This is a genomic window from Rhodococcus sp. IEGM 1330 (assembly GCF_033142445.1).
Classification (GTDB): Bacteria; Actinomycetota; Actinomycetes; order Mycobacteriales; family Mycobacteriaceae; genus Rhodococcoides.
Window position 1 is genome coordinate 841,395 of record NZ_JAWLSB010000001.1, and the last position, 17,891, is coordinate 859,285.

Annotated in this window: 21 protein-coding genes; 14 read left to right on the plus strand and 7 right to left on the minus strand. The window is 64.6% G+C overall.

Translation table 11 applies throughout. The features are described from left to right. Window positions 1-2: 2 nt before the first annotated feature. Window positions 3-860: a metal ABC transporter ATP-binding protein gene (locus tag R4P57_RS03865; protein ID WP_317801516.1), complete on the minus strand. Its 858-nt coding sequence runs from the start codon at window positions 858-860 to the stop codon at window positions 3-5. Then, window positions 857-1,819 carry a metal ABC transporter substrate-binding protein gene (locus tag R4P57_RS03870; RefSeq protein WP_411742283.1) on the minus strand — a complete coding sequence of 321 codons (963 nt, stop codon included), beginning with the start codon at window positions 1,817-1,819 and terminating at the stop codon, window positions 857-859. The genes R4P57_RS03865 and R4P57_RS03870 overlap by 4 nt, the downstream gene beginning before the upstream one ends. A gap of 103 nt (window positions 1,820-1,922) precedes the next feature. On the opposite strand from R4P57_RS03870, the gene R4P57_RS03875 reads away from it, so the two are divergent. The 4 genes from R4P57_RS03875 to R4P57_RS03890 all read left to right on the plus strand — a co-directional run bounded on the left by R4P57_RS03875 (window position 1,923) and on the right by R4P57_RS03890 (window position 7,296). After that, window positions 1,923-2,891, plus strand: a complete 969-nt coding sequence (locus R4P57_RS03875; protein ID WP_317801517.1) for a bifunctional riboflavin kinase/FAD synthetase — start codon at window positions 1,923-1,925, stop codon at window positions 2,889-2,891. Window positions 2,892-3,015: 124 nt separating this feature from the next. Further along, a complete protein-coding gene (gene rpsO / locus R4P57_RS03880; protein WP_027496764.1) occupies window positions 3,016-3,285 on the plus strand; it encodes a 30S ribosomal protein S15 in 270 nt (89 codons plus the stop codon). 395 nt (window positions 3,286-3,680) lie between these two features. After that, window positions 3,681-5,942 (plus strand): polyribonucleotide nucleotidyltransferase, encoded by a 2,262-nt coding sequence (locus tag R4P57_RS03885; RefSeq protein ID WP_317801518.1) that lies wholly within the window; start codon window positions 3,681-3,683, stop codon window positions 5,940-5,942. Between the two features lie 67 nt (window positions 5,943-6,009). Continuing rightward, window positions 6,010-7,296, plus strand: coding sequence for a pitrilysin family protein (locus R4P57_RS03890; RefSeq protein ID WP_317801707.1), 1,287 nt, complete (start codon window positions 6,010-6,012; stop codon window positions 7,294-7,296). Here the strand turns inward: R4P57_RS03890 and R4P57_RS03895 are convergent. Continuing rightward, window positions 7,277-7,849 (minus strand): TetR/AcrR family transcriptional regulator, encoded by a 573-nt coding sequence (locus tag R4P57_RS03895; protein ID WP_317801519.1) that lies wholly within the window; start codon window positions 7,847-7,849, stop codon window positions 7,277-7,279. The genes R4P57_RS03890 and R4P57_RS03895 overlap by 20 nt on opposite strands. 53 nt (window positions 7,850-7,902) lie before the next feature. On the opposite strand from R4P57_RS03895, the gene R4P57_RS03900 reads away from it, so the two are divergent. Next, on the plus strand, window positions 7,903-8,577 hold the full coding sequence (locus tag R4P57_RS03900; protein WP_317801708.1) for a lysophospholipid acyltransferase family protein: 675 nt from the start codon (window positions 7,903-7,905) through the stop codon (window positions 8,575-8,577). Next, window positions 8,574-9,359, plus strand: coding sequence for an SDR family oxidoreductase (locus R4P57_RS03905; RefSeq protein WP_317801520.1), 786 nt, complete (start codon window positions 8,574-8,576; stop codon window positions 9,357-9,359). Before R4P57_RS03900 ends, R4P57_RS03905 begins: the two co-directional genes overlap by 4 nt. A gap of 19 nt (window positions 9,360-9,378) precedes the next feature. Here R4P57_RS03905 and R4P57_RS03910 read toward each other — a convergent pair whose 3' ends face one another. Both R4P57_RS03910 and R4P57_RS03915 read right to left on the minus strand, forming a co-directional pair. Then, window positions 9,379-10,122, minus strand: coding sequence for a polyprenol monophosphomannose synthase (locus tag R4P57_RS03910; protein ID WP_314144094.1), 744 nt, complete (start codon window positions 10,120-10,122; stop codon window positions 9,379-9,381). A 97-nt stretch (window positions 10,123-10,219) separates the two neighbouring features. Beyond that, a complete protein-coding gene (locus tag R4P57_RS03915; RefSeq protein WP_317801521.1) occupies window positions 10,220-10,984 on the minus strand; it encodes a 2-phosphosulfolactate phosphatase in 765 nt (254 codons plus the stop codon). A gap of 64 nt (window positions 10,985-11,048) precedes the next feature. On the opposite strand from R4P57_RS03915, the gene R4P57_RS03920 reads away from it, so the two are divergent. Continuing rightward, complete coding sequence (locus tag R4P57_RS03920; protein WP_317801522.1) at window positions 11,049-11,480, plus strand: hypothetical protein; 432 nt, start codon at window positions 11,049-11,051, stop codon at window positions 11,478-11,480. A 9-nt stretch (window positions 11,481-11,489) separates the two neighbouring features. Here the strand turns inward: R4P57_RS03920 and R4P57_RS03925 are convergent, their stop codons facing one another. After that, window positions 11,490-11,765 carry a hypothetical protein gene (locus R4P57_RS03925; RefSeq protein WP_317801523.1) on the minus strand — a complete coding sequence of 92 codons (276 nt, stop codon included), beginning with the start codon at window positions 11,763-11,765 and terminating at the stop codon, window positions 11,490-11,492. Window positions 11,766-11,865: 100 nt separating this feature from the next. Between R4P57_RS03925 and R4P57_RS03930 the strand changes: the two genes are divergently transcribed. Together R4P57_RS03930 and R4P57_RS03935 are read left to right on the plus strand one after the other, a co-directional pair. After that, a complete protein-coding gene (locus R4P57_RS03930; RefSeq protein WP_317801524.1) occupies window positions 11,866-12,522 on the plus strand; it encodes a hypothetical protein in 657 nt (218 codons plus the stop codon). Between the two features lie 79 nt (window positions 12,523-12,601). Next, window positions 12,602-13,051 (plus strand): hypothetical protein, encoded by a 450-nt coding sequence (locus R4P57_RS03935; protein WP_317801525.1) that lies wholly within the window; start codon window positions 12,602-12,604, stop codon window positions 13,049-13,051. A 1-nt stretch (window position 13,052) separates the two neighbouring features. Here R4P57_RS03935 and R4P57_RS03940 read toward each other — a convergent pair whose 3' ends face one another. Next, a complete protein-coding gene (locus R4P57_RS03940; protein ID WP_317801526.1) occupies window positions 13,053-13,766 on the minus strand; it encodes an aquaporin in 714 nt (237 codons plus the stop codon). 291 nt (window positions 13,767-14,057) lie between these two features. Between R4P57_RS03940 and R4P57_RS03945 the strand changes: the two genes are divergently transcribed. The 5 genes from R4P57_RS03945 to nuoE all read left to right on the plus strand — a co-directional run bounded on the left by R4P57_RS03945 (window position 14,058) and on the right by nuoE (window position 17,890). Then, window positions 14,058-14,417, plus strand: coding sequence for an NADH-quinone oxidoreductase subunit A (locus R4P57_RS03945; RefSeq protein ID WP_032397854.1), 360 nt, complete (start codon window positions 14,058-14,060; stop codon window positions 14,415-14,417). Between the two features lie 71 nt (window positions 14,418-14,488). Then, window positions 14,489-15,043, plus strand: coding sequence for a NuoB/complex I 20 kDa subunit family protein (locus R4P57_RS03950; RefSeq protein WP_032397855.1), 555 nt, complete (start codon window positions 14,489-14,491; stop codon window positions 15,041-15,043). After that, window positions 15,040-15,702: an NADH-quinone oxidoreductase subunit C gene (locus R4P57_RS03955; RefSeq protein WP_411742284.1), complete on the plus strand. Its 663-nt coding sequence runs from the start codon at window positions 15,040-15,042 to the stop codon at window positions 15,700-15,702. The genes R4P57_RS03950 and R4P57_RS03955 overlap by 4 nt, the downstream gene beginning before the upstream one ends. Then, the gene (gene nuoD, locus R4P57_RS03960; protein ID WP_317801527.1) at window positions 15,702-17,000 is read left to right on the plus strand and encodes an NADH dehydrogenase (quinone) subunit D; all 1,299 of its coding nucleotides are present in this window, start codon (window positions 15,702-15,704) and stop codon (window positions 16,998-17,000) included. The genes R4P57_RS03955 and nuoD overlap by 1 nt, the downstream gene beginning before the upstream one ends. Beyond that, entirely contained in the window at window positions 16,997-17,890 is an 894-nt protein-coding gene (gene nuoE, locus R4P57_RS03965; RefSeq protein ID WP_317801528.1) for an NADH-quinone oxidoreductase subunit NuoE, read from the plus strand. Before nuoD ends, nuoE begins: the two co-directional genes overlap by 4 nt. The last annotated feature ends 1 nt before the right edge of the window (window position 17,891 follow it).

The window sequence follows — 17,891 nt, forward strand, 5'->3', positions numbered from 1 at the left end:
GTTCAGCTCGCTTCCGTGGTCGGGGTGGCCGGAGTTCGGGTGCCCGCACCGAGTTGGTCGACCTTCGACGGGTCGATGCCGAAGGCCAGCGCCAGGTTCTCCGGGCGCAGTACTTCGGCCGGACTGCCGTGCATCAGCACCCGTTGCTGCAGCAGGATCGCCTCGTCGCACAAATCCGGCAGAGCATGAAGATCGTGCGTGGACACGAGAACCGAGGCACCGTGTGCTGCGAGTTCGCGGAGCAGCCGGGTGATGGTGGCTTCGGTCTTCTTGTCCACACCGGCGAAGGGCTCGTCGAGCAACAGCAGCGACGCCTCCTGGGCGATGGCGCGGGCGACGAACGCACGTTTGCGTTGACCTCCGGAGAGCTGGCCGATCTGCCGGTTCGCGAGTTCTGCCAGGTCGACGCGTTGCAGAGCCTCGTCGACGGCCAGTCGATCGGCTGCTCGGGGAGTGCGAAAGAAATTCTGCTTCCCGTATCGGCCCATCATCACCACGTCGCGCACGCTGATCGGAAACGTCCAGTCGACGGATTCCGCCTGGGGCACGTAGCTGACCGTGCCGGCCTTTCGCGCCTGGGCCGGGTCGCCGCCGAACACTGTGATCGAGCCGGAGTTCGGCTTGACCACTCCCATGACGGCTTTGAACAGCGTCGACTTACCCGATCCGTTCATGCCGACCAACCCGCACACCCGGCCGGGTGCGAGCGTCAGACTGGCGTCGGTGAGCGCCACGACGTCGCGGTATCGGACATTGACGGTATCGACCGTCAGCGCCGCCCCGTTCTCGTGCGGGGCCCTGTGGTTCGGGGCCCTGTGGTTCGGGGCCCTGTGGTTCGGGGCCCCAGTGTGCTGGGTCATCGTTCTCCTACCAGTGCGTCGGCGATCAACCGTGCGTCGTAGCGCAGTAGATCCAGGTACGTGGGGACGGGGCCGGCGGCATCGCTCAGTGAATCGACGTAGAGCTGTCCGCCGAACCGCGCGCCGGTGTCCTCGGCGACCTGGAGCTGGGCCTTGTCCGAGACGGTCGACTCGCAGAACACGGCGGGTACGTCGTTGTCACGAACGAAATCGATGGTGCGGACCACCTGCTTCGGAGTGCCTTCCTGCTCGGCGTTGACCGGCCACAGGTAGGCCTCTTGCAGATCGAAGTCACGGGCCAGATAACCGAATGCGCCCTCACAGCTGACGAGCGCACGTTGGCGAGCCGGCAGCCCGGAGAGATCTTCGTACAGCTCGGCTCCGACCTCGCGCAGTTGTCCGACGTACGCGACTGCGTTCGCGCGGTAGTCGTCGGTATTGGCGGGGTCGAGCGCGACGAACGCGTCGGCGATGTTCTCGACGTACGTCTCGGCCACGACGGGGGACATCCATGCATGGGGGTTCGCTTTGCCTGCGTAGGCGTCGTCACGGATGTAGATCGGGTCCACGTTCGCACTCACCACGGCGTGGGGCGCGGGGATGCGCTCGACGAATTTCTCGAACCAGGCCTCCAGCCCCAGCCCGTTGTCCAGGATCAGCTCGGCCTGCTCTGCGGTGCGTAGGTCTCCGGGTGTCGGCTCGTAGCCGTGGATCTCGGCACCGGCTTTTGTGATCGATTCCACTCGAAGGTGGTCGCCGGCGACATTGGCGGCCATGTCGGCGAGGACGGTGAAGGTCGTCAGAACCAAGGGTCTGCCGTCGCCCGGCACAGTCGGATCGTCCTGTCCGACGGCGCGGGCACAGCCCGTCGACGCTGCTACCAGTAGTCCCACCACGGCCCAGCTCGCGAGAATCCGCCGGACGCGAGATCCACGCTGGCGAAGAAATAAGTTAGGCACCCCGAAATATTTACCGTGGGGATACCTTTTTGTCCATACCTGCCGCGCGCGACACGCCTGGCCGAGAGTGACCGAGCGGCCGTCGGGCCGTAGGCTTCGCGGTGTGCAGAGATGGCGAGGTCTCGACGATGTACCTGCCGACTGGGGTCGGTGCGTGCTCACGATCGGCGTCTTCGACGGCGTTCATCGCGGACACGCACAACTGATCGGGCGAGCGGTGGCCGCTGCGAAGAAGCGCGGCGTTCCCAGCGTGCTCATGACGTTCGATCCCCATCCGATGGAGGTCGTGCGGCCGGGGAGTCATCCTGCCCAGTTGACCACCCTGACGAGGCGAGCCGAACTTGCCGAGGAACTGGGAATCGACGTCTTCTGCGTGATGCCGTTCACGCCCGAGCTGATGAAGCTCACCCCCGAGCGATACGTGCACGAGATCCTGATCGAACGCCTGCACGTTGCCGAGGTCGTCGTCGGCGAGAACTTCACCTACGGGAAGAAGGCGCTCGGTACCGTGCCCATGCTGCGCAAGATCGGCGAACGGTCCGGATTCGCAGTCGACGGAGTCAACCTGCTCGCCGAGCATGCCGTGACGTTCTCCTCGACGTACATCAGATCGTGCGTGGACGCCGGTGACGTCGCCGCAGCCACTGCCGCGCTCGGGCGACCGCACCGCGTCGAGGGCGTCGTTGTGCACGGAGACGGCCGAGGTCGCCAGATGGGTTATCCCACAGCCAATGTCGCGCCGCCCATGTACTCGGCCATTCCCGCCGACGGCGTGTACGCGGCGTGGTTCACCGTGCTCGGGCCTGGGCCGATCATGGGGACTGTGACACCGGGGGAGCGGCACCCGGCAGCAGTGTCGGTGGGGACCAATCCCACGTTCTCGGGCCGTACCAGAACCGTCGAGGCTTTTGTGCTCGACGGCGAAGCAGACCTCTACGGCCAGCACGTAGCAGTCGACTTCGTCGAGCGACTGCGCGGAATGGAAAAGTTCGATTCGATGGAGGCGCTGGTGGAGGAGATGGGACGCGACGCCGATCGGGCCCGCTCGATTCTTGCGGCCAGCGCAGCCTGATAGGCTATCCCCTCGGTGCTCGCTGCGGTCCGCGGCGGCTGTACCGGCTTCGAATCCGTCGCGTTCTGCGCGCGGGGCGCGTTGCTTCCTTTCACGCGGACGTCATTGATCAGGAGTAGTACCAGTGGCATTGACCACCGAACAGAAGAAGGCCGTTCTCGGCGAGTACGGCTTGCACCCCACCGACACGGGTTCGCCCGAGGCGCAGGTTGCAATGCTCACCAAGCGCATCGTCGACTTGACCGAGCACCTGAAGATGCACAAGCACGACCACCACTCCCGCCGCGGCCTGCTGCTGCTGGTCGGACGTCGTCGTCGCCTGCTCAAGTACATCGCGAAGGTCGACGTCACCCGCTACCGTTCGCTCATCGAGCGTCTGGGTCTGCGTCGATAATCTTCAGCGACGCGAGGATGTCACCGACGCACGGTTCGACGCGCCGGTGCACACCCGACTCGCAGCAATAGTGCAGTAGCCAACGAGGCAGTGCTTAGACTGTTCCTCGTTGGCTATCTGTGTTTGTACCGCAAGAACAGTTACGCCAGCACGAGAAAGCGGATGCACGGCATCCGCACACCGCCGTGTATGCCTGTCACGCCGTGGTGACGGTCTTCGGTAGTGGCCTTTCGGATACGAGATCCGGTGGGCTTCGATCGATGGCCGCCTCCGCGCAGCCGCGTCCCGAGAGAAACTCTCGTCGGATCGACGGCACAGGTATGCCGCCACAGCCAGGAGGGCTCGTGGTGTGTCCACGCGGGCACGGCAAAGACGAGAGGACGAGAACAGAACACATGTCGGAAACCACAACCTTGGACGTCGAAGAAGGCGTCTACGAAGCAACTGCGATCATCGACAACGGCACGTTCGGCAAGCGGACCATCCGCTTCGAGACCGGCCGCCTCGCACAGCAGGCCGCAGGCGCAGTTGCCGCGTACCTCGACGAGGACACCATGCTGCTGTCGGCAACGACCGCAGGCAAGCATCCCCGTGAAGGATTCGATTTCTTCCCGCTGACGGTCGACGTCGAAGAGCGCATGTACGCCGCGGGCCGCATCCCCGGATCGTTCTTCCGCCGCGAGGGCCGTCCGTCCACCGACGCCATCCTCACCTGCCGCCTGATCGACCGGCCGCTGCGTCCGACGTTCGTCGACGGACTGCGCAACGAGATCCAGGTCGTCATCACGGTCATGAGCCTCAACCCAGCCGATCTGTACGACGTCGTCGCGATCAACGCGGCATCGGCCTCGACGCAGATCGCCGGACTGCCGTTCTCCGGCCCGATCGGTGGCGTTCGCGTCGCACTGATCGACAAGCAGTGGGTCGCGTTCCCGACCAACGAGCAGCTCGAGAAGGCCGTGTTCAACATGGTCGTCGCCGGCCGCATCGTCTCCGGCTCCGGTGCCGACGCAGACGTCGCGATCATGATGGTCGAAGCCGAGGCCACCGAGAACGTCATCGAGCTCATCGAGGGTGGCGCTACCGCCCCCAACGAGTCGGTCGTCGCCGAGGGCCTCGAGGCATCGAAGCCGTTCATCGCGGCCCTGTGCACCGCGCAGCAGGAGCTCGCGTCCAAGGCAGCCAAGCCCACCGGCGACTACCCGGTCTTCCCGGCGTACCAGACGGATGTCTTCGAGGCCGTCGAGAACGCCGCGAAGATCCCGCTGAACGAGGCACTGACGATTGCGGGCAAGGCCGAGCGCGAGAGCAAGCTCGACGAGGTCAAGGCTCAGGTCATGACGTCCGTCGGCGACAGCTTCGCCGGCCGCGAGAAGGAGATCGGTGCGGCATTCCGCGCACTGACCAAGAAGTCGGTTCGCCAGCGCATCCTCACCGATCACTTCCGCATCGACGGCCGCGGGATCACCGACATCCGGTCGCTGTCCGCCGAGGTCGCGATCATCCCGCGTACCCACGGATCGGCCCTGTTCGAGCGCGGCGAGACCCAGATCCTGGGCGTCACCACCCTCGACATGGTCAAGATGGCGCAGCAGGTCGATTCGCTCGGGCCCGAGACGTCCAAGCGCTACATGCACCATTACAACTTCCCGCCGTACTCCACCGGTGAGACCGGCCGCGTCGGTTCGCCCAAGCGTCGCGAGATCGGGCACGGCGCACTCGCCGAGCGCGCTCTGCTGCCGGTTCTGCCGAGCCAGGCAGAGTTCCCGTACGCCATCCGCCAGGTCTCCGAGGCATTGAGCTCCAACGGCTCGACCTCGATGGGCTCGGTCTGTGCATCGACCCTGTCGCTGCTCAATGCCGGTGTGCCGCTGCGTGCTCCGGTTGCCGGCATCGCCATGGGCCTGGTGTCCGACGAGGTCGACGGCGAAACCCGTTACGTCGCGCTCACCGACATCCTCGGTGCCGAGGACGCGTTCGGCGACATGGACTTCAAGGTCGCCGGAACCAAGGACTTCGTCACGGCCCTGCAGCTCGACACCAAGCTCGACGGCATCCCCTCCAAGGTGCTCGCCGGCGCGCTGTCGCAGGCCAAGGACGCTCGTACGACGATCCTCGAGGTCATGGCCGAGGCCATCGACACTCCGGACGAAATGAGCCCGTACGCACCTCGCGTCACCGCGATCAAGGTGCCGGTCGACAAGATCGGCGAGGTCATCGGGCCCAAGGGCAAGATGATCAACTCCATCACCGAGCAGACCGGTGCCAACATCTCGATCGAAGATGACGGCACTGTCTACGTCGGTGCAGCGGACGGCCCGTCCGCTCAGGCTGCGATCGACATGATCAACGCCATCGCCAACCCGCAGCTGCCGAAGGTCGGCGAGCGATTCCTCGGAACCGTCGTCAAGACCACGGCTTTCGGTGCATTCGTCTCGCTGCTCCCGGGCCGCGACGGACTGGTGCACATCTCCAAGCTCGGTAACGGCAAGCGCATCAACAAGGTCGAGGACGTCGTGAGCGTCGGATCCAAGTTGCGCGTCGAGATCGCCGATATCGACAACCGCGGCAAGATCAGCCTCGTTCCCGTCGAAGACGACAACGCTGCTGCTCCCGCCGACGCTCCCGAGGCACCCGCCGAGGTCAGCGCTGAGTAAGAAGCAACCGAGCCGAACGGTACGTCCCCTCGGGACGTACCGTTCGGCCGTTCCAGAGAGCACCGGCATCGACACCGGCGTGCAACGCACCACTCTGCCCGGCGGTCTTCGGGTCGTCACCGAGTTCGTGCCAGGCGTTCGCTCGGCTTCGGTCGGTGTGTGGGTCGGAGTCGGTTCACGGGACGAGCAACCCAGTGTTGCCGGTGCAGCACACTTCCTCGAACATCTGCTGTTCAAGTCGACTCCCACGCGCAGTGCTCTCGAGATCGCTCAGGTGATGGACGGTGTCGGGGGAGAGCTGAACGCGTTCACCTCGAAGGAGAGCACCTGCTTCTACGCGCACGTGCTCGACGAGGACGTGGCGCTCGCCATCGATCTGGTCAGCGATGTGGTGCTGCGTGGCCGGTGCCGATCGGCTGATGTCGACGTCGAGCGTCAGGTGGTACTCGAAGAGATCTCCATGCGTGACGACGATCCCGAGGATCTTTTGGGAGATGCCTTCCTGGAAGCAATGTTCGGCGATCATCCGATCGGACGCCCGATCATCGGTTCCGTCGAATCCATCGAGTCGATGACCCGTGCGCAATTGCACTCGTTCCACGTTCGCCGCTACACGCCGCAGCGCATGGTCGTTGCCGTCGCGGGCAACGTCGATCACAAGCAGATAGTCTCGCTCGTGCGCCGGGCGTTCTCCGGCCATCTGGAGAAGGGCCTGAAGCCGGCCGAAAGAAGGTCCGGCACAGCGCGATTGCGTAACGCGCCCACGTTGAGCCTGACCACTCGTGACAGCGAGCAAGCGCATCTGTGCCTTGGCGTACGTGCGTTCGGCCGACACGAAGGGCATCGCTGGGCGTTGTCCGTACTGAACTCGGCAGTGGGCGGCGGGCTCAGTTCTCGTCTGTTCCAGGAGATCAGGGAAGAGCGCGGCCTGGCGTATTCGGTGTACTCGTCGGTGGACACGTTTGCCGACAGTGGTGCCTTCTCCGTCTACGCGGGTTGTCAGCCGGAGAACTTGGGCGAAGTGACCACGGTGATCAGGGAAGTGCTGGCCAACGTCGCCTCCGAGGGCATCACCGACGCGGAGTGTGCGCGGGCCAAGGGTTCGTTGCGTGGCGGATTGGTTCTGGGACTCGAAGATTCGGGCTCTCGGATGAACCGGATCGGCCGCAGCGAACTGAACTACGGCAATCACCGCGACATCACCGATACGTTGGCGCGGATCGACAGCGTCGGCAACGACGAGGTACGTGAGGTCGCTGCCGTGTTGCTCGACCGTCCTTTCGGTGCCGCGGTGGTCGGCCCCTACAAGAACGTTCGCCAGCTGCCGGCGTCGGTCAAGTCCCTGGTTCGGTAGCGTCGGCGATCACGTCGCGCACTGCGCGGCGGGTCAACTCCGTCACCGCCGAAACGTCGGTGATCGGCTCGAATGCGCGGGTGGAGTTGAGCGCTGCTATTCCGTGCACGGAGGTCCACAGTCTCAGGGCAGTGAACTGTGGATTCTCCGGGGCGACGGCACCGACTGCGGCGATCAGGGCCTCGAACAGCGGACGCGACGCCAGCCGCAGGTTCTCGCCCGAGCCCTCGAGCAGGTCGTGCCTGAAGATGAGGGCGAACATCGCCGGTCGCTGCGCCGCAAAGTCCACGTACGCGTCCGCTATCGCATTCAATGCCGCCTGCGGCGACGTCGAGTGCTGCGCTGCGCGGTCGAGAGTCGCCCCCATGTCGACGAGACCGACCCGAGCGACGGCGGCGGACAGCGCACTCAACGTCGGAAAGTAGCGCCTCGGTGCGCCGTGTGAGACGCCGGCTTCACGGGTGACCGCTCTGATGGTGAGCCCGCCCTGTCCCTCGCTTTCGAGCAGGCGGATACCTGCGTCGACCAGTCGGGTCCGAAGGTTGTCAGGCACGTAGACATTGTCTACTCTCGGGCGTGACGTTGTCCATCCGAGAGGGTTCATCGATGTGGTACCTGTTGTTCAAATATGTGCTGATCGGGCCGATTCTCCGCATTCTCGGTCGGCCGACGGTGGTTGGATCGGAGAATTTCCCGACGTCGGGGCCGGTGATCGTTGCCGGAAATCATCTCACCGTCGTCGACTCCTTCTTTCTCGTCCTCCTGGTTCGTCGTCGGATCACGTTCATCGCCAAGAGTGAGTACTTCACCGGCCGGGGAATCAAGGGCGCGGCGCTTCGTTGGTTCTACAGCGCGACAGGTCAGGTTCCCGTCGATCGACGCGGTGCCGACGCTTCGACTCCAGCGCTCGAGGCCGCGAAAAGCATTTTGCGACAAGGGAAAGTATGGGCGGTATATCCGGAGGGAACTCGATCTCCCGACGGCCGACTGTACAAGGGCAAGACAGGCCTTGCGAGAGTTGCGATCGAAACGGGTGTCCCCGTCGTGCCGGTGGTGATGCACGGAACGCTCACGGTAAATCCGGTCGGCTCGCGGATGTGGCGTCCAGGAAAGGTGCGCATGGTCGTCGGCGAACCGATGGACTTCACGAGATATGCGGGGGGAGAGAACAACAGGGCAATTCTGCGTGCGGCCACCGATCAGGTGATGGCGGGGTTGTCCACCCTGTCGGGCCAGGAATACGTCGACGTATACGCCGCCACGGTCAAGGATGCAGCATGAACAATGATGGGCGTACCGTCCTCGTCACCGGAGTCGGTCGACGCCGCGGAATCGGTTACGCCATCACCCGCAGGTTGCTGCAGGACGAGCGCGCCCGCGTCTTCGCGCAATCGTGCGACGAGTACGACGTGAGCGAACCGTGGGGAGCAAGCACACCGGGAGCGGTACAGGTACTCACCGAGTTGTCCACCGCACCAGGTGGACTCGGGCACCTCGACATCGATCTCTCCGATCCGGCAGCACCTGCCGCCCTGTTCGATGCTGCCGAATCCAGGTTCGGTGCCGTCGACTCGTTGGTGATCAACCATGCGCGATCACAGCTGGGCGACCTGGGTTCTTTGACGGCAACGACACTCGACCTGACATGGGCGGTGAACGTGCGAGCGTCGTTGCTTCTGGTGCAGGAATTTGCGCAACGGTATGCCGGTAACCCCGACGGCGGACGCGTCGTGCTGTTCACGTCCGGGCAGGACGAGGGGCCGATGCCGACCGAGATTCCCTACGCGGTGACCAAGGGTGCCATCGCATCGATCACCCCGGCCCTGGCCGATTCGGTGATCGAGCGAGGCATCACCGTCAACACGATCAATCCGGGCCCGACCGATACCGGTTGGGCGAGTGCCGATCTGGACGAGTTCGTCTCACGCCACATGCCGCGCGGTCGGTGGAACTCTCCGGACGAGGCTGCGGCCGTCGTGGCGATGCTGCTCTCGCCCGATTCGGGCTCGATCACCGGTCAGGTAATCGGGGCCGAAGGCGGATTCCGACGCTTCACGCCGTGATCACGGCGTGACGCTTCGGTCAGAGCTTCTTCTTGCGCAGCAACAACTTCCAGGGCACCAATGCCGACTCGAGCTGAACCGACAGGCTCATCTTGGATTCGCCCTCGCTGCGCTCCTCGAACGTGATCGGCACCTCGGCGAGAGTGAGGCCGTGCTTGACGGTTCGGTAGTTCATCTCCACCTGGAATGCGTACCCGTTGCTCTCGACCGAGGCCACATCGATGGTGCGCAGGGTGCGCGCGTGCCACGCCTTGAATCCCGCTGTCGCATCCTTGACGCCGAGGCGCAGGATCGTGTTCACGTAGAAATTCGCCCATGCCGACAGGGCCTTGCGGTGCCAGGGCCAATCGGCGGCTACCGCTCCGCCGGGTACGTATCGCGATCCGAGCACCACGGCCGCATCGGTGGTGTTCAGTTTGTCGATCATCGCCGGGATCACCTCGGTGGGGTGCGAGAGATCGGCGTCCATCTGAATGACGATGTCCGCTCCCTCGTCGAGCGCTCGCGTCATTCCTGCGACGTATGCGCGTCCGAGCCCGTTCTTCTCGGTGCGGTGCAGAACGCTGACGTCGATGGGGCCGTCGATGGCCAACTTGTCGGCGACGTCGCCGGTGCCGTCGGGCGAATTGTCGTCGACCACCAACACGCCGAGCCCTTCTACCTGCAACCCGGCCAGCAGCTCGACGAGCTTGGGGAGGTTCTCACGTTCGTTGTACGTCGGTACAACGACGGTGGTCTTCGGGGCGACTCGTTCCGTACTCACCACCGTATGATCCGTGATTCGGGGTTCCGATCCAAATATCGGACACGATCGGCCGTGTCGGGGCGGCATATCCGGTCAGTTCCGAGCGCCCGTCGCGTCATGGCCGAGTCGCGTCGACGAATACGCCGTCGCGCAGAATCGGGACGCAGGAACTCGAATCGACCTCGGCCGCAATGGCCACGTCTTCCGGGTGTCCCATTCCGGCCAACTCGCGACCGGAGCCGCATTGCCGCAGCTCGAAGCCCACGTCGTGCTCGACGGCTCGCCACGCAGCCGCGGCCGTTCGCGCCTCCGGGGAGGCATCGGCAGCTCCGGCTTCGACGAGGGCGGCGATGACTGCACCGGCCCCCCACAGGTCTTCGACGGCAGGGCGGAGCGATCCGTCAGGCCACCGTTCCCCGGCCGCTATGACGGCTGTCACCGCACCCCGGTTCCTGGCACGTATCCACTGCGCTACTGCGGATGCGTTTCTCAGCGACGCTCCCACACACAGCGGGGCCGTGCTCGCGAGCTCGTGGGCGATGGTGGACCCGTTCGGTGACGGCAGCACCAGCCGAGCCGGGGCAGGCGCGGCCCGTACGGTGGCCGGGCACAAGCTGATCCGGCCCGGTGAGGCGGCCGACCGCCCCACTGCGAGAACCGCGTCGAACTGCTCGGCCAACTGCGTGGCCCGGTCGTCGCGCCACTGACTGGGGATGACGTCGATGCCCGCGTCCACAGCGACCGTGAGAGTGGTCGTGAAAGACAAGACGTCCACGACGACGGCGATGTCTGCGCCGTCGACGATGGCGTCGGCACCACACAGACCCCAGTCGAAGCGGAGCCCGAATTCGTTCTGGGACAGTACGGGGTCGGCCGGCATGGCGGAACGGTATCAAGTCCGGTGCCGGTGATACGTTCGGCGCGGGATCGAGTGGGGGAGAAACATGCAGTTGGAGCTCGACACCAAGGTGATCGTCCTCGTGGCCGGTCTCATGCTGCTGTGGGCACTGGGGTTGGGGGTGGTGAAGTACCACCAGATGTCGACGTCACCGGATGGAACGGCGCATCGTTATGTCGACATCGCCCATCGGGCAGCATTGATGTACTCGTTCGCCGCCCTGGTGCTCGCTGTGCTGGCGCAGTTCAGCGCGTGGTCGGCCACGGTGGACCTGATCGCCGCATCGGTGGTGCTGGTGTTCTTCGTCGCTGCCGTCGCGAGCTACACCGTCCACGGGTTTCGCCGGGACACCGAGAACCAGTTCGTGGATCCCGTTCCGGGGACGCATGTGTTCATGGTGTCGTTGATCGTCGGCGAAATCGGCGGTACCGCGGTGCTCGTGGCCGGTTTCGCCGTCGAGCAGTTCGGTCCGAACTGAGACCCGGAGCTACCGAGGGTCCAGGTACAGCTCGGCGGTCTCGGTGGCGACCGCGGACACTGCAGCAGCAAGACCGGGCTCGAGGTCCAGTGCAGCTGTGAGTCGTTCTCCGCGCAACCCCTGCGTTCGGAGTAGCTCCCAGGCCTGTTCGACCAGGCGCACCGAGGTGGGATGGTCCAACTCGGGGCGGTTCGATCGCAGTGCAGTCGCAGCCCAGTCCGCGTCGAAAGTCCCTTTGGGCGGACCGAACACACGCTCACCGGACGAATAGCTCTTCGGCTCCATACTCTCCGACGCTAGCAGGATCGGAGGGCGGCGCAATCGTGACCGAATTGCGTCGGGACAGCACTATCGAACCGATCGGTTTCTTCAGTACGGTATGGCGATGTACGACGGCCGCCGAAGGGCTTCAGTCGCGCTCTCGGCCGTCGGATCGCTGATACTCGGTTTTGTCACGGGCTGTTCCGGCGCGGACGGCAGCGGCCCGGTCGACGAGGTCTCGGCCGGCACGAACTACACCACGGTCACCGGATCGTTGGTGGTCGGTGATCACATGTCCGGTCCGGGTCCGCCCACCGAAGCTCTGCCGCCTGCGGAGCTGCCGGTGGTGCCGGAGCTCCCCGAGAGTCTCGACGGCGCGCGGTTCCCGAGCGGGTCGCCGGTCGGTGTCACCGACGTGGTGTTCGAGGAGTCGTCGACGGTCGAATTCAGGTTGGGAGGCAACGGCCCTGTGTCCTACACGGTGCGGTATGTCGACGAGGCCGTCCGCTACGCCACGAGTGAACCGCTGGCAGTGCCGGGAAAATCCGTGTTGCAGGTGGACCTGTCGGGTACGTCGACGGACTCCGGCGACACGTTCTCTCCGTATGCCGGGCCGGAACGGGTCCGAGGCGGTGCGGATTCCGCCGTCGTCTCGGTCGATTTCCTGGCCGATCCCGGCGGAATCTCACAGTCCTTCATCGGAGTTGCGGCCGATCGACCCGAGTTCACGGTGACCACCACCGAAGAACCCGCCGCGGTGATCGTCACCGTCGAGTCCTGACCGGAGCCACAGCGTCGAATGCGCTTCGGCCGTGGCTGTTTCGATCCATTTCCCGGGGACCGCGCGGTAGCATCTCGGTGTGTCCGACGCCACAGCGGGAGAGAGCCCATCCGGTCGTGTGCGCGTGCTCGTGTACAGCAGCAATGCCTCTACCCGGGCCCAGGTGCGGTCTGCGGTGGGAACTCGACCGGATCCCGCACTCGGTGACATCGAGTACGTCGATATCGCCACGGCAGCCGTCGTCATCGAGCACATGGATGCAGGCGGTGTCTCGTTGGCGATTCTCGACGGCGAGTCCTCCCCGGTCGGCGGTCTGGGCCTGGCGAAGCAGTTGAAGGACGAGATCCTCGACTGCCCACCGGTGTTGGTGCTCATCGGACGTCCGGACGACGCGTGGTTGGCCGAATGGTCGCGCGCCGAGGCTGCAGTTCCGCACCCGCTGGATCCGATCCGGCTCGGGAGCGCAGTGGTCGATCTGCTGAGACAGCACTCGGTACGCGTCGGTGCCCGGGTCTCTCGATCGCGGTAGATCAGACCGTTTTTTCCGATGCGGGCACCGTCAGCACGAACCGGTGGATCGAGCCGGCGATGACAGCTCCGAGCACGGGGAACACCACGAACACCCACAGTTGTGACAGGGCAGGTCCGTGGGCGACGAGGGCTGGGCCGAGGGACCGAGCAGGGTTGACCGAGGTCGAGTCGATTCCGATGCCCAGCAGGTGAACCACAGTCAGGGTCAGGCCGATCGGGATGCCCGCCGCCACGACGGGGTGAACGGTGGGGGCCGTGGTGGCCAGTACGACGAGGACGAGCAGGCCAGTCGCGATCGTCTCGAATACCGCCACCGACGCCAGCCCGTATTCTCCGGGCGAGGAGCTGCCGAATCCATTGGTGCCCAGACCGTCCGACGACATGTCGTATCCGGGACGGCCGGATGCGACGAACAGTACGGTCAGTGCACCGATCACTGCACCGACGGCCTGCGCGGCAATGTAGAACGCAGCCTTGATCGGGGTGATGGCGCGAGCAATCAGGGCTCCGATCGTGACGGCCGGGCTGATGTGGCATCCCGAGATCGGGCCGATCGCGTAGACGAGGGCGAGCAGTGTGAGCCCGAATGCCAGGGCGATGCCCGGGGTTCCGACAGTGTCGCCCGCGATGACGGCGGTGCCGACGCCGAAAATCACGAGCAGGGCAGTTCCCAGTCCCTCGGCGGCGAGGGCCGAGACGGAAATCGACTTCATCATTTCTCCTGTTCCATGTCGGCGGCCTCGTTCGGCCGCCCGGGATGGTCGGGGAGTTTGTCGTTTTCCTCGGACCGGATCGCATGGGGCCAAGAAGTGATCTGAGTCACAGTGCTGTCGGTGTGGGCTAGATCGGGTGCCCCATGCGCGTCAACGGATTACGAAACTGGACTCCTCGAAATCCCGCGAGATCGACACCGAACCCATACTGTGTGGTTCAGGTCACATTGGTACGGCCGTCGCATTTACTACGCGCCGGCGCGGTAGTCGATCGAGGGAGCAGATGCCGGGATGAACGCCTACGTTCCGATCCTCGTTCTCGGTGCCATAGCGGTCGTGTTCGCGGTGTTCTCGGTGATGGTCGGAACCATGGTGGGACCAGCGCGGTACAACCGAGCGAAGTTCGACGCGTACGAGTGCGGTATCGAGCCCACGATGCATGCGCCTACGGGCCAACGATTTCCGGTGAAGTTCTACCTGACCGCCATGCTCTTCATCATTTTCGACATCGAGATCGTCTTCCTCTATCCGTGGGCCGTCCACCTCGACGTTCTGGGCGCTTTCGGACTGGTTGCCATGGCACTGTTCGTCGTCAACGTGTCGGTGGCCTACGTCTACGAGTGGCGGCGAGGCGGGCTCGGATGGGACTGACGTCCGAACACTGATCGGCGACGGCACGATGCACTGTTCTCACCTCAAGCGGATGCGAAAGAGCGTGATCGATGGGACTCGAAGAGAAGCTACCCAGCGGATTTCTGCTGACCACCGTCGAGGGGTTGGCCGGCTACGCCCGCAAGGGTTCGTTGTGGCCCGCGACCTTCGGTCTCGCGTGCTGCGCGATCGAGATGATGGCCACCACCTCCGGTCGGTTCGATCTCGCGCGATTCGGCATGGAAGCATTCCGTGCGTCTCCGCGCCAGGCGGACCTGATGATCGTGGCAGGCCGTGTCAGCCAGAAGATGGGGCCCGTACTGCGGCAGGTGTACGACCAGATGGCGGAACCGAAATGGGTCCTCGCCATGGGAGTCTGCGCGTCCTCGGGCGGAATGTTCAACAACTACGCGGTGGTTCAGGGTGTCGATCACATCGTTCCGGTCGACATCTACCTCCCCGGTTGCCCACCCCGACCCGAGATGCTGCTCAACGCAATTCTGGAGCTGCACAAGAAGATTCAGGAGATGCCGCTGGGCGTCAATCGCGAGCAGGTGCGCGCGGCTGCCGAGGCTGCGGCGCTGGCGTCCACCCCGACCATCGACCTGAAGGGGCTGCTGCGATGACGGCGAACGGATCGCGCGGGATGTTCGGTGTTCGGGGGAGCGGTGACACCTCCGGCTACGGCCGGTTGCAGCCGCCGGTGGCGTCGGCGGACACGGCTGTCCGGCCCTACGGCAGCTACTTCGACGCCCTGGTCGATCGATTGGCCGCTGCTCTCGACACCGGTGACGCGGCCGTTCCGTTCGAGGACGCCGTCGAGCGTGCTGTGATCTTTCGCGATGAATTGACGCTGCATCTCTCGCGGGAGCACGTCCCCGCTGTGGCCCGTGCTCTCCGTGACGACGAGGAACTGCGATTCGAATTGTGCACGGGGGCATCGGGTGTGCACTACCCGGATCAGGTCGGCCGGGAATTGCGCGCGGTCTACCATCTGGTGTCGATCACACACGGACGCCGCCTGCGACTCGAAGTGGCTGTGCCCGATGCAGATCCGCATACACCCTCGCTCTGCGCGGTGTATCCCACCAACGACTGGCACGAGCGCGAGGTCTACGACTTCTTCGGCATCGTCTTCGACGGTCATCCCGCACTGACGCGGATCGAGATGCCCGACGATTGGGTCGGTCACCCACAACGCAAGGACTATCCCCTGGGCGGAATTCCCATCGAGTACAAGGGCGCTCGGGTCGCGCCTCCCAACGAGCGCAGGTCGTACAACTGATGAGCGCAACGGATGAAACCATCTATGCAGTGTCGGGCCAGGACTGGGACGACGTGGTCGAACTGGCGCGCGGGTCGACCACGGAACGCATCGTGGTCAACATGGGTCCACAACACCCGTCCACCCATGGTGTGCTGCGGTTGATTCTCGAGATCGAAGGCGAGACCGTCACCGAGGCCCGGTGTGGAATCGGATACCTGCACACCGGTATCGAGAAGAATCTGGAGTATCGCAACTGGACTCAGGGCGTCACGTTCGTCACTCGGATGGACTATCTCTCGCCCTTCTTCAACGAGACCGCGTACTGCCTCGGGGTGGAGAAGCTACTCGACATCACCGACGACATTCCCGAGCGCGCGACGGTCGTCCGGGTGATGCTGATGGAGCTCAATCGGATCTCGTCGCACCTCGTGGCATTGGCCACGGGCGGAATGGAATTGGGTGCCGTGACGGCGATGCTGTTCGGCTTCCGGGAACGCGAACTGATACTCGACGTCTTCGAGGCCATCACCGGCCTTCGAATGAACCACGCCTACATCCGTCCCGGCGGCTTGTCTCAGGATCTACCTGCCGATGCGATCGACAAGGTCCGCGAGCTACTGCGGGTTCTTCCCGGACGGCTACGCGATCTCGAACTCATGCTCAACGACAACCCGATCTGGAAGGCCAGAACCGAGAACGTCGGCTACCTGGACCTCACCGGGTGCATGGCACTCGGCGTCACCGGTCCGGTGCTTCGATCGACCGGACTTCCCTACGATCTGCGCCGGTCCGATCCCTACTGCGGGTACGAGAACTACGAGTTCGATGTCGTCACAGACACCGGATGCGACTGTTACGGGCGCTATCTGATTCGCGTCGAGGAGATGAAGGAATCGCTCAAGATCGTCGAGCAGACCCTCGATCGCCTGCGGCCCGGACCGGTCGTCATCGACGACAAGAAGATCGCCTGGCCGGCCGATCTGGTCTCCGGACCCGATGGTCTCGGCAATTCTCAGGACCACGTACGCACCATCATGGACACCTCGATGGAGTCGTTGATCCACCACTTCAAATTGGTGACCGAGGGAATGCGAGTGCCTGCAGGCCAAGTGCTGTCCACGGTGGAATCGCCGCGAGGCGAACTGGGTGTGCACATCGTCAGCGACGGCGGAACTCGGCCGTACCGAGTGCATTTCAGAGACCCCTCGTTCACCAACCTGCAGGCGGTTGCCGCGATGTGCGAGGGCGGCATGATCTCCGACGTCATCGCTGCCGTCGCCAGTATCGATCCGGTGATGGGCGGGGTGGACCGATGACCGCGCCACGCTCGGAGCCGGTGCTCGTCCAACTCGGAGCCCGCCCCGAGGAAGCCGTACAACTGGTCGGCTCCGACGCACGCGCGTCCTATCCCGCCGACGTCCTGGCCCGCCTGCGCGCCGACGCCGACATCGTCCTCGCTCGCTATCCTCAGGCCCGATCGGCGTTACTACCGCTGCTGCACCTGGTGCAATCCGAGGACGGCTATCTCACGCCGGCCGGAATCGAATTCTGCTCGGACGTACTCGATCTCACCGGAGCAGAGGTGACCGCAGTCGCGACGTTCTACTCGATGTATCGCCGCGAGCCCACCGGCAACTATCGCGTCGGAGTGTGCACCAACACCCTGTGCGCGGTGATGGGCGGCGACGCCATCATGGATGCCCTGCGGGACCACCTCGATATCGACCACGGCGACACCACAGCCGACGGTGCCATCACCCTCGAACACATCGAGTGCAACGCCGCGTGCGACTTCGCGCCGGTGATGATGGTCAACTGGGAATTCTTCGACAACAGAACTCCGGCGTCGGCGCGGGAACTGGTCGACGCGCTTCGATCAGGTGCGCAGGTGACTCCGACCCGCGGTGCTGCGCTGTGCACGTTCCGCGAGACCGAGCGAATTCTGGCCGGGTTCGCCGACGACCGACCCGGGGCACTCGAATCATCGGGCAGCGCAGGCGAAGCCACTCTCGCCGGTCTCCGGTACGCCCGAGAGCACTCGATGTCGGCTCCCCAGGCCGTCGCGGGCTCCCCGGACAATCACCCCGATCTCGGTGCCGAAGCGGTGGCAGAGACGGTGCGCGAGAAACCGGCTCCGGCTCCCTCGGCGACCGTTCCACCGCAGCCGAACACCACCGAAACCGATCCATCGACGAAGGGGAAGTGAC

Coding starts and splice junctions, on each gene's coding strand:
- R4P57_RS03865 (WP_317801516.1), bottom strand. CDS start 860: ATGACCCAGCACACTGGGGCCCCGAACCACAGGGCCCCGAACCACAGG.
- R4P57_RS03885 (WP_317801518.1), top strand. CDS start 3,681: ATGTCGGAAACCACAACCTTGGACGTCGAAGAAGGCGTCTACGAAGCA.
- R4P57_RS03900 (WP_317801708.1), top strand. CDS start 7,903: ATGTGGTACCTGTTGTTCAAATATGTGCTGATCGGGCCGATTCTCCGC.
- R4P57_RS03905 (WP_317801520.1), top strand. CDS start 8,574: ATGAACAATGATGGGCGTACCGTCCTCGTCACCGGAGTCGGTCGACGC.
- R4P57_RS03915 (WP_317801521.1), bottom strand. CDS start 10,984: ATGCCGGCCGACCCCGTACTGTCCCAGAACGAATTCGGGCTCCGCTTC.
- R4P57_RS03920 (WP_317801522.1), top strand. CDS start 11,049: ATGCAGTTGGAGCTCGACACCAAGGTGATCGTCCTCGTGGCCGGTCTC.
- R4P57_RS03925 (WP_317801523.1), bottom strand. CDS start 11,765: ATGGAGCCGAAGAGCTATTCGTCCGGTGAGCGTGTGTTCGGTCCGCCC.
- R4P57_RS03930 (WP_317801524.1), top strand. CDS start 11,866: ATGTACGACGGCCGCCGAAGGGCTTCAGTCGCGCTCTCGGCCGTCGGA.
- R4P57_RS03940 (WP_317801526.1), bottom strand. CDS start 13,766: ATGAAGTCGATTTCCGTCTCGGCCCTCGCCGCCGAGGGACTGGGAACT.
- R4P57_RS03945 (WP_032397854.1), top strand. CDS start 14,058: ATGAACGCCTACGTTCCGATCCTCGTTCTCGGTGCCATAGCGGTCGTG.
- R4P57_RS03950 (WP_032397855.1), top strand. CDS start 14,489: ATGGGACTCGAAGAGAAGCTACCCAGCGGATTTCTGCTGACCACCGTC.
- R4P57_RS03955 (WP_411742284.1), top strand. CDS start 15,040: ATGACGGCGAACGGATCGCGCGGGATGTTCGGTGTTCGGGGGAGCGGT.
- nuoD (WP_317801527.1), top strand. CDS start 15,702: ATGAGCGCAACGGATGAAACCATCTATGCAGTGTCGGGCCAGGACTGG.
- nuoE (WP_317801528.1), top strand. CDS start 16,997: ATGACCGCGCCACGCTCGGAGCCGGTGCTCGTCCAACTCGGAGCCCGC.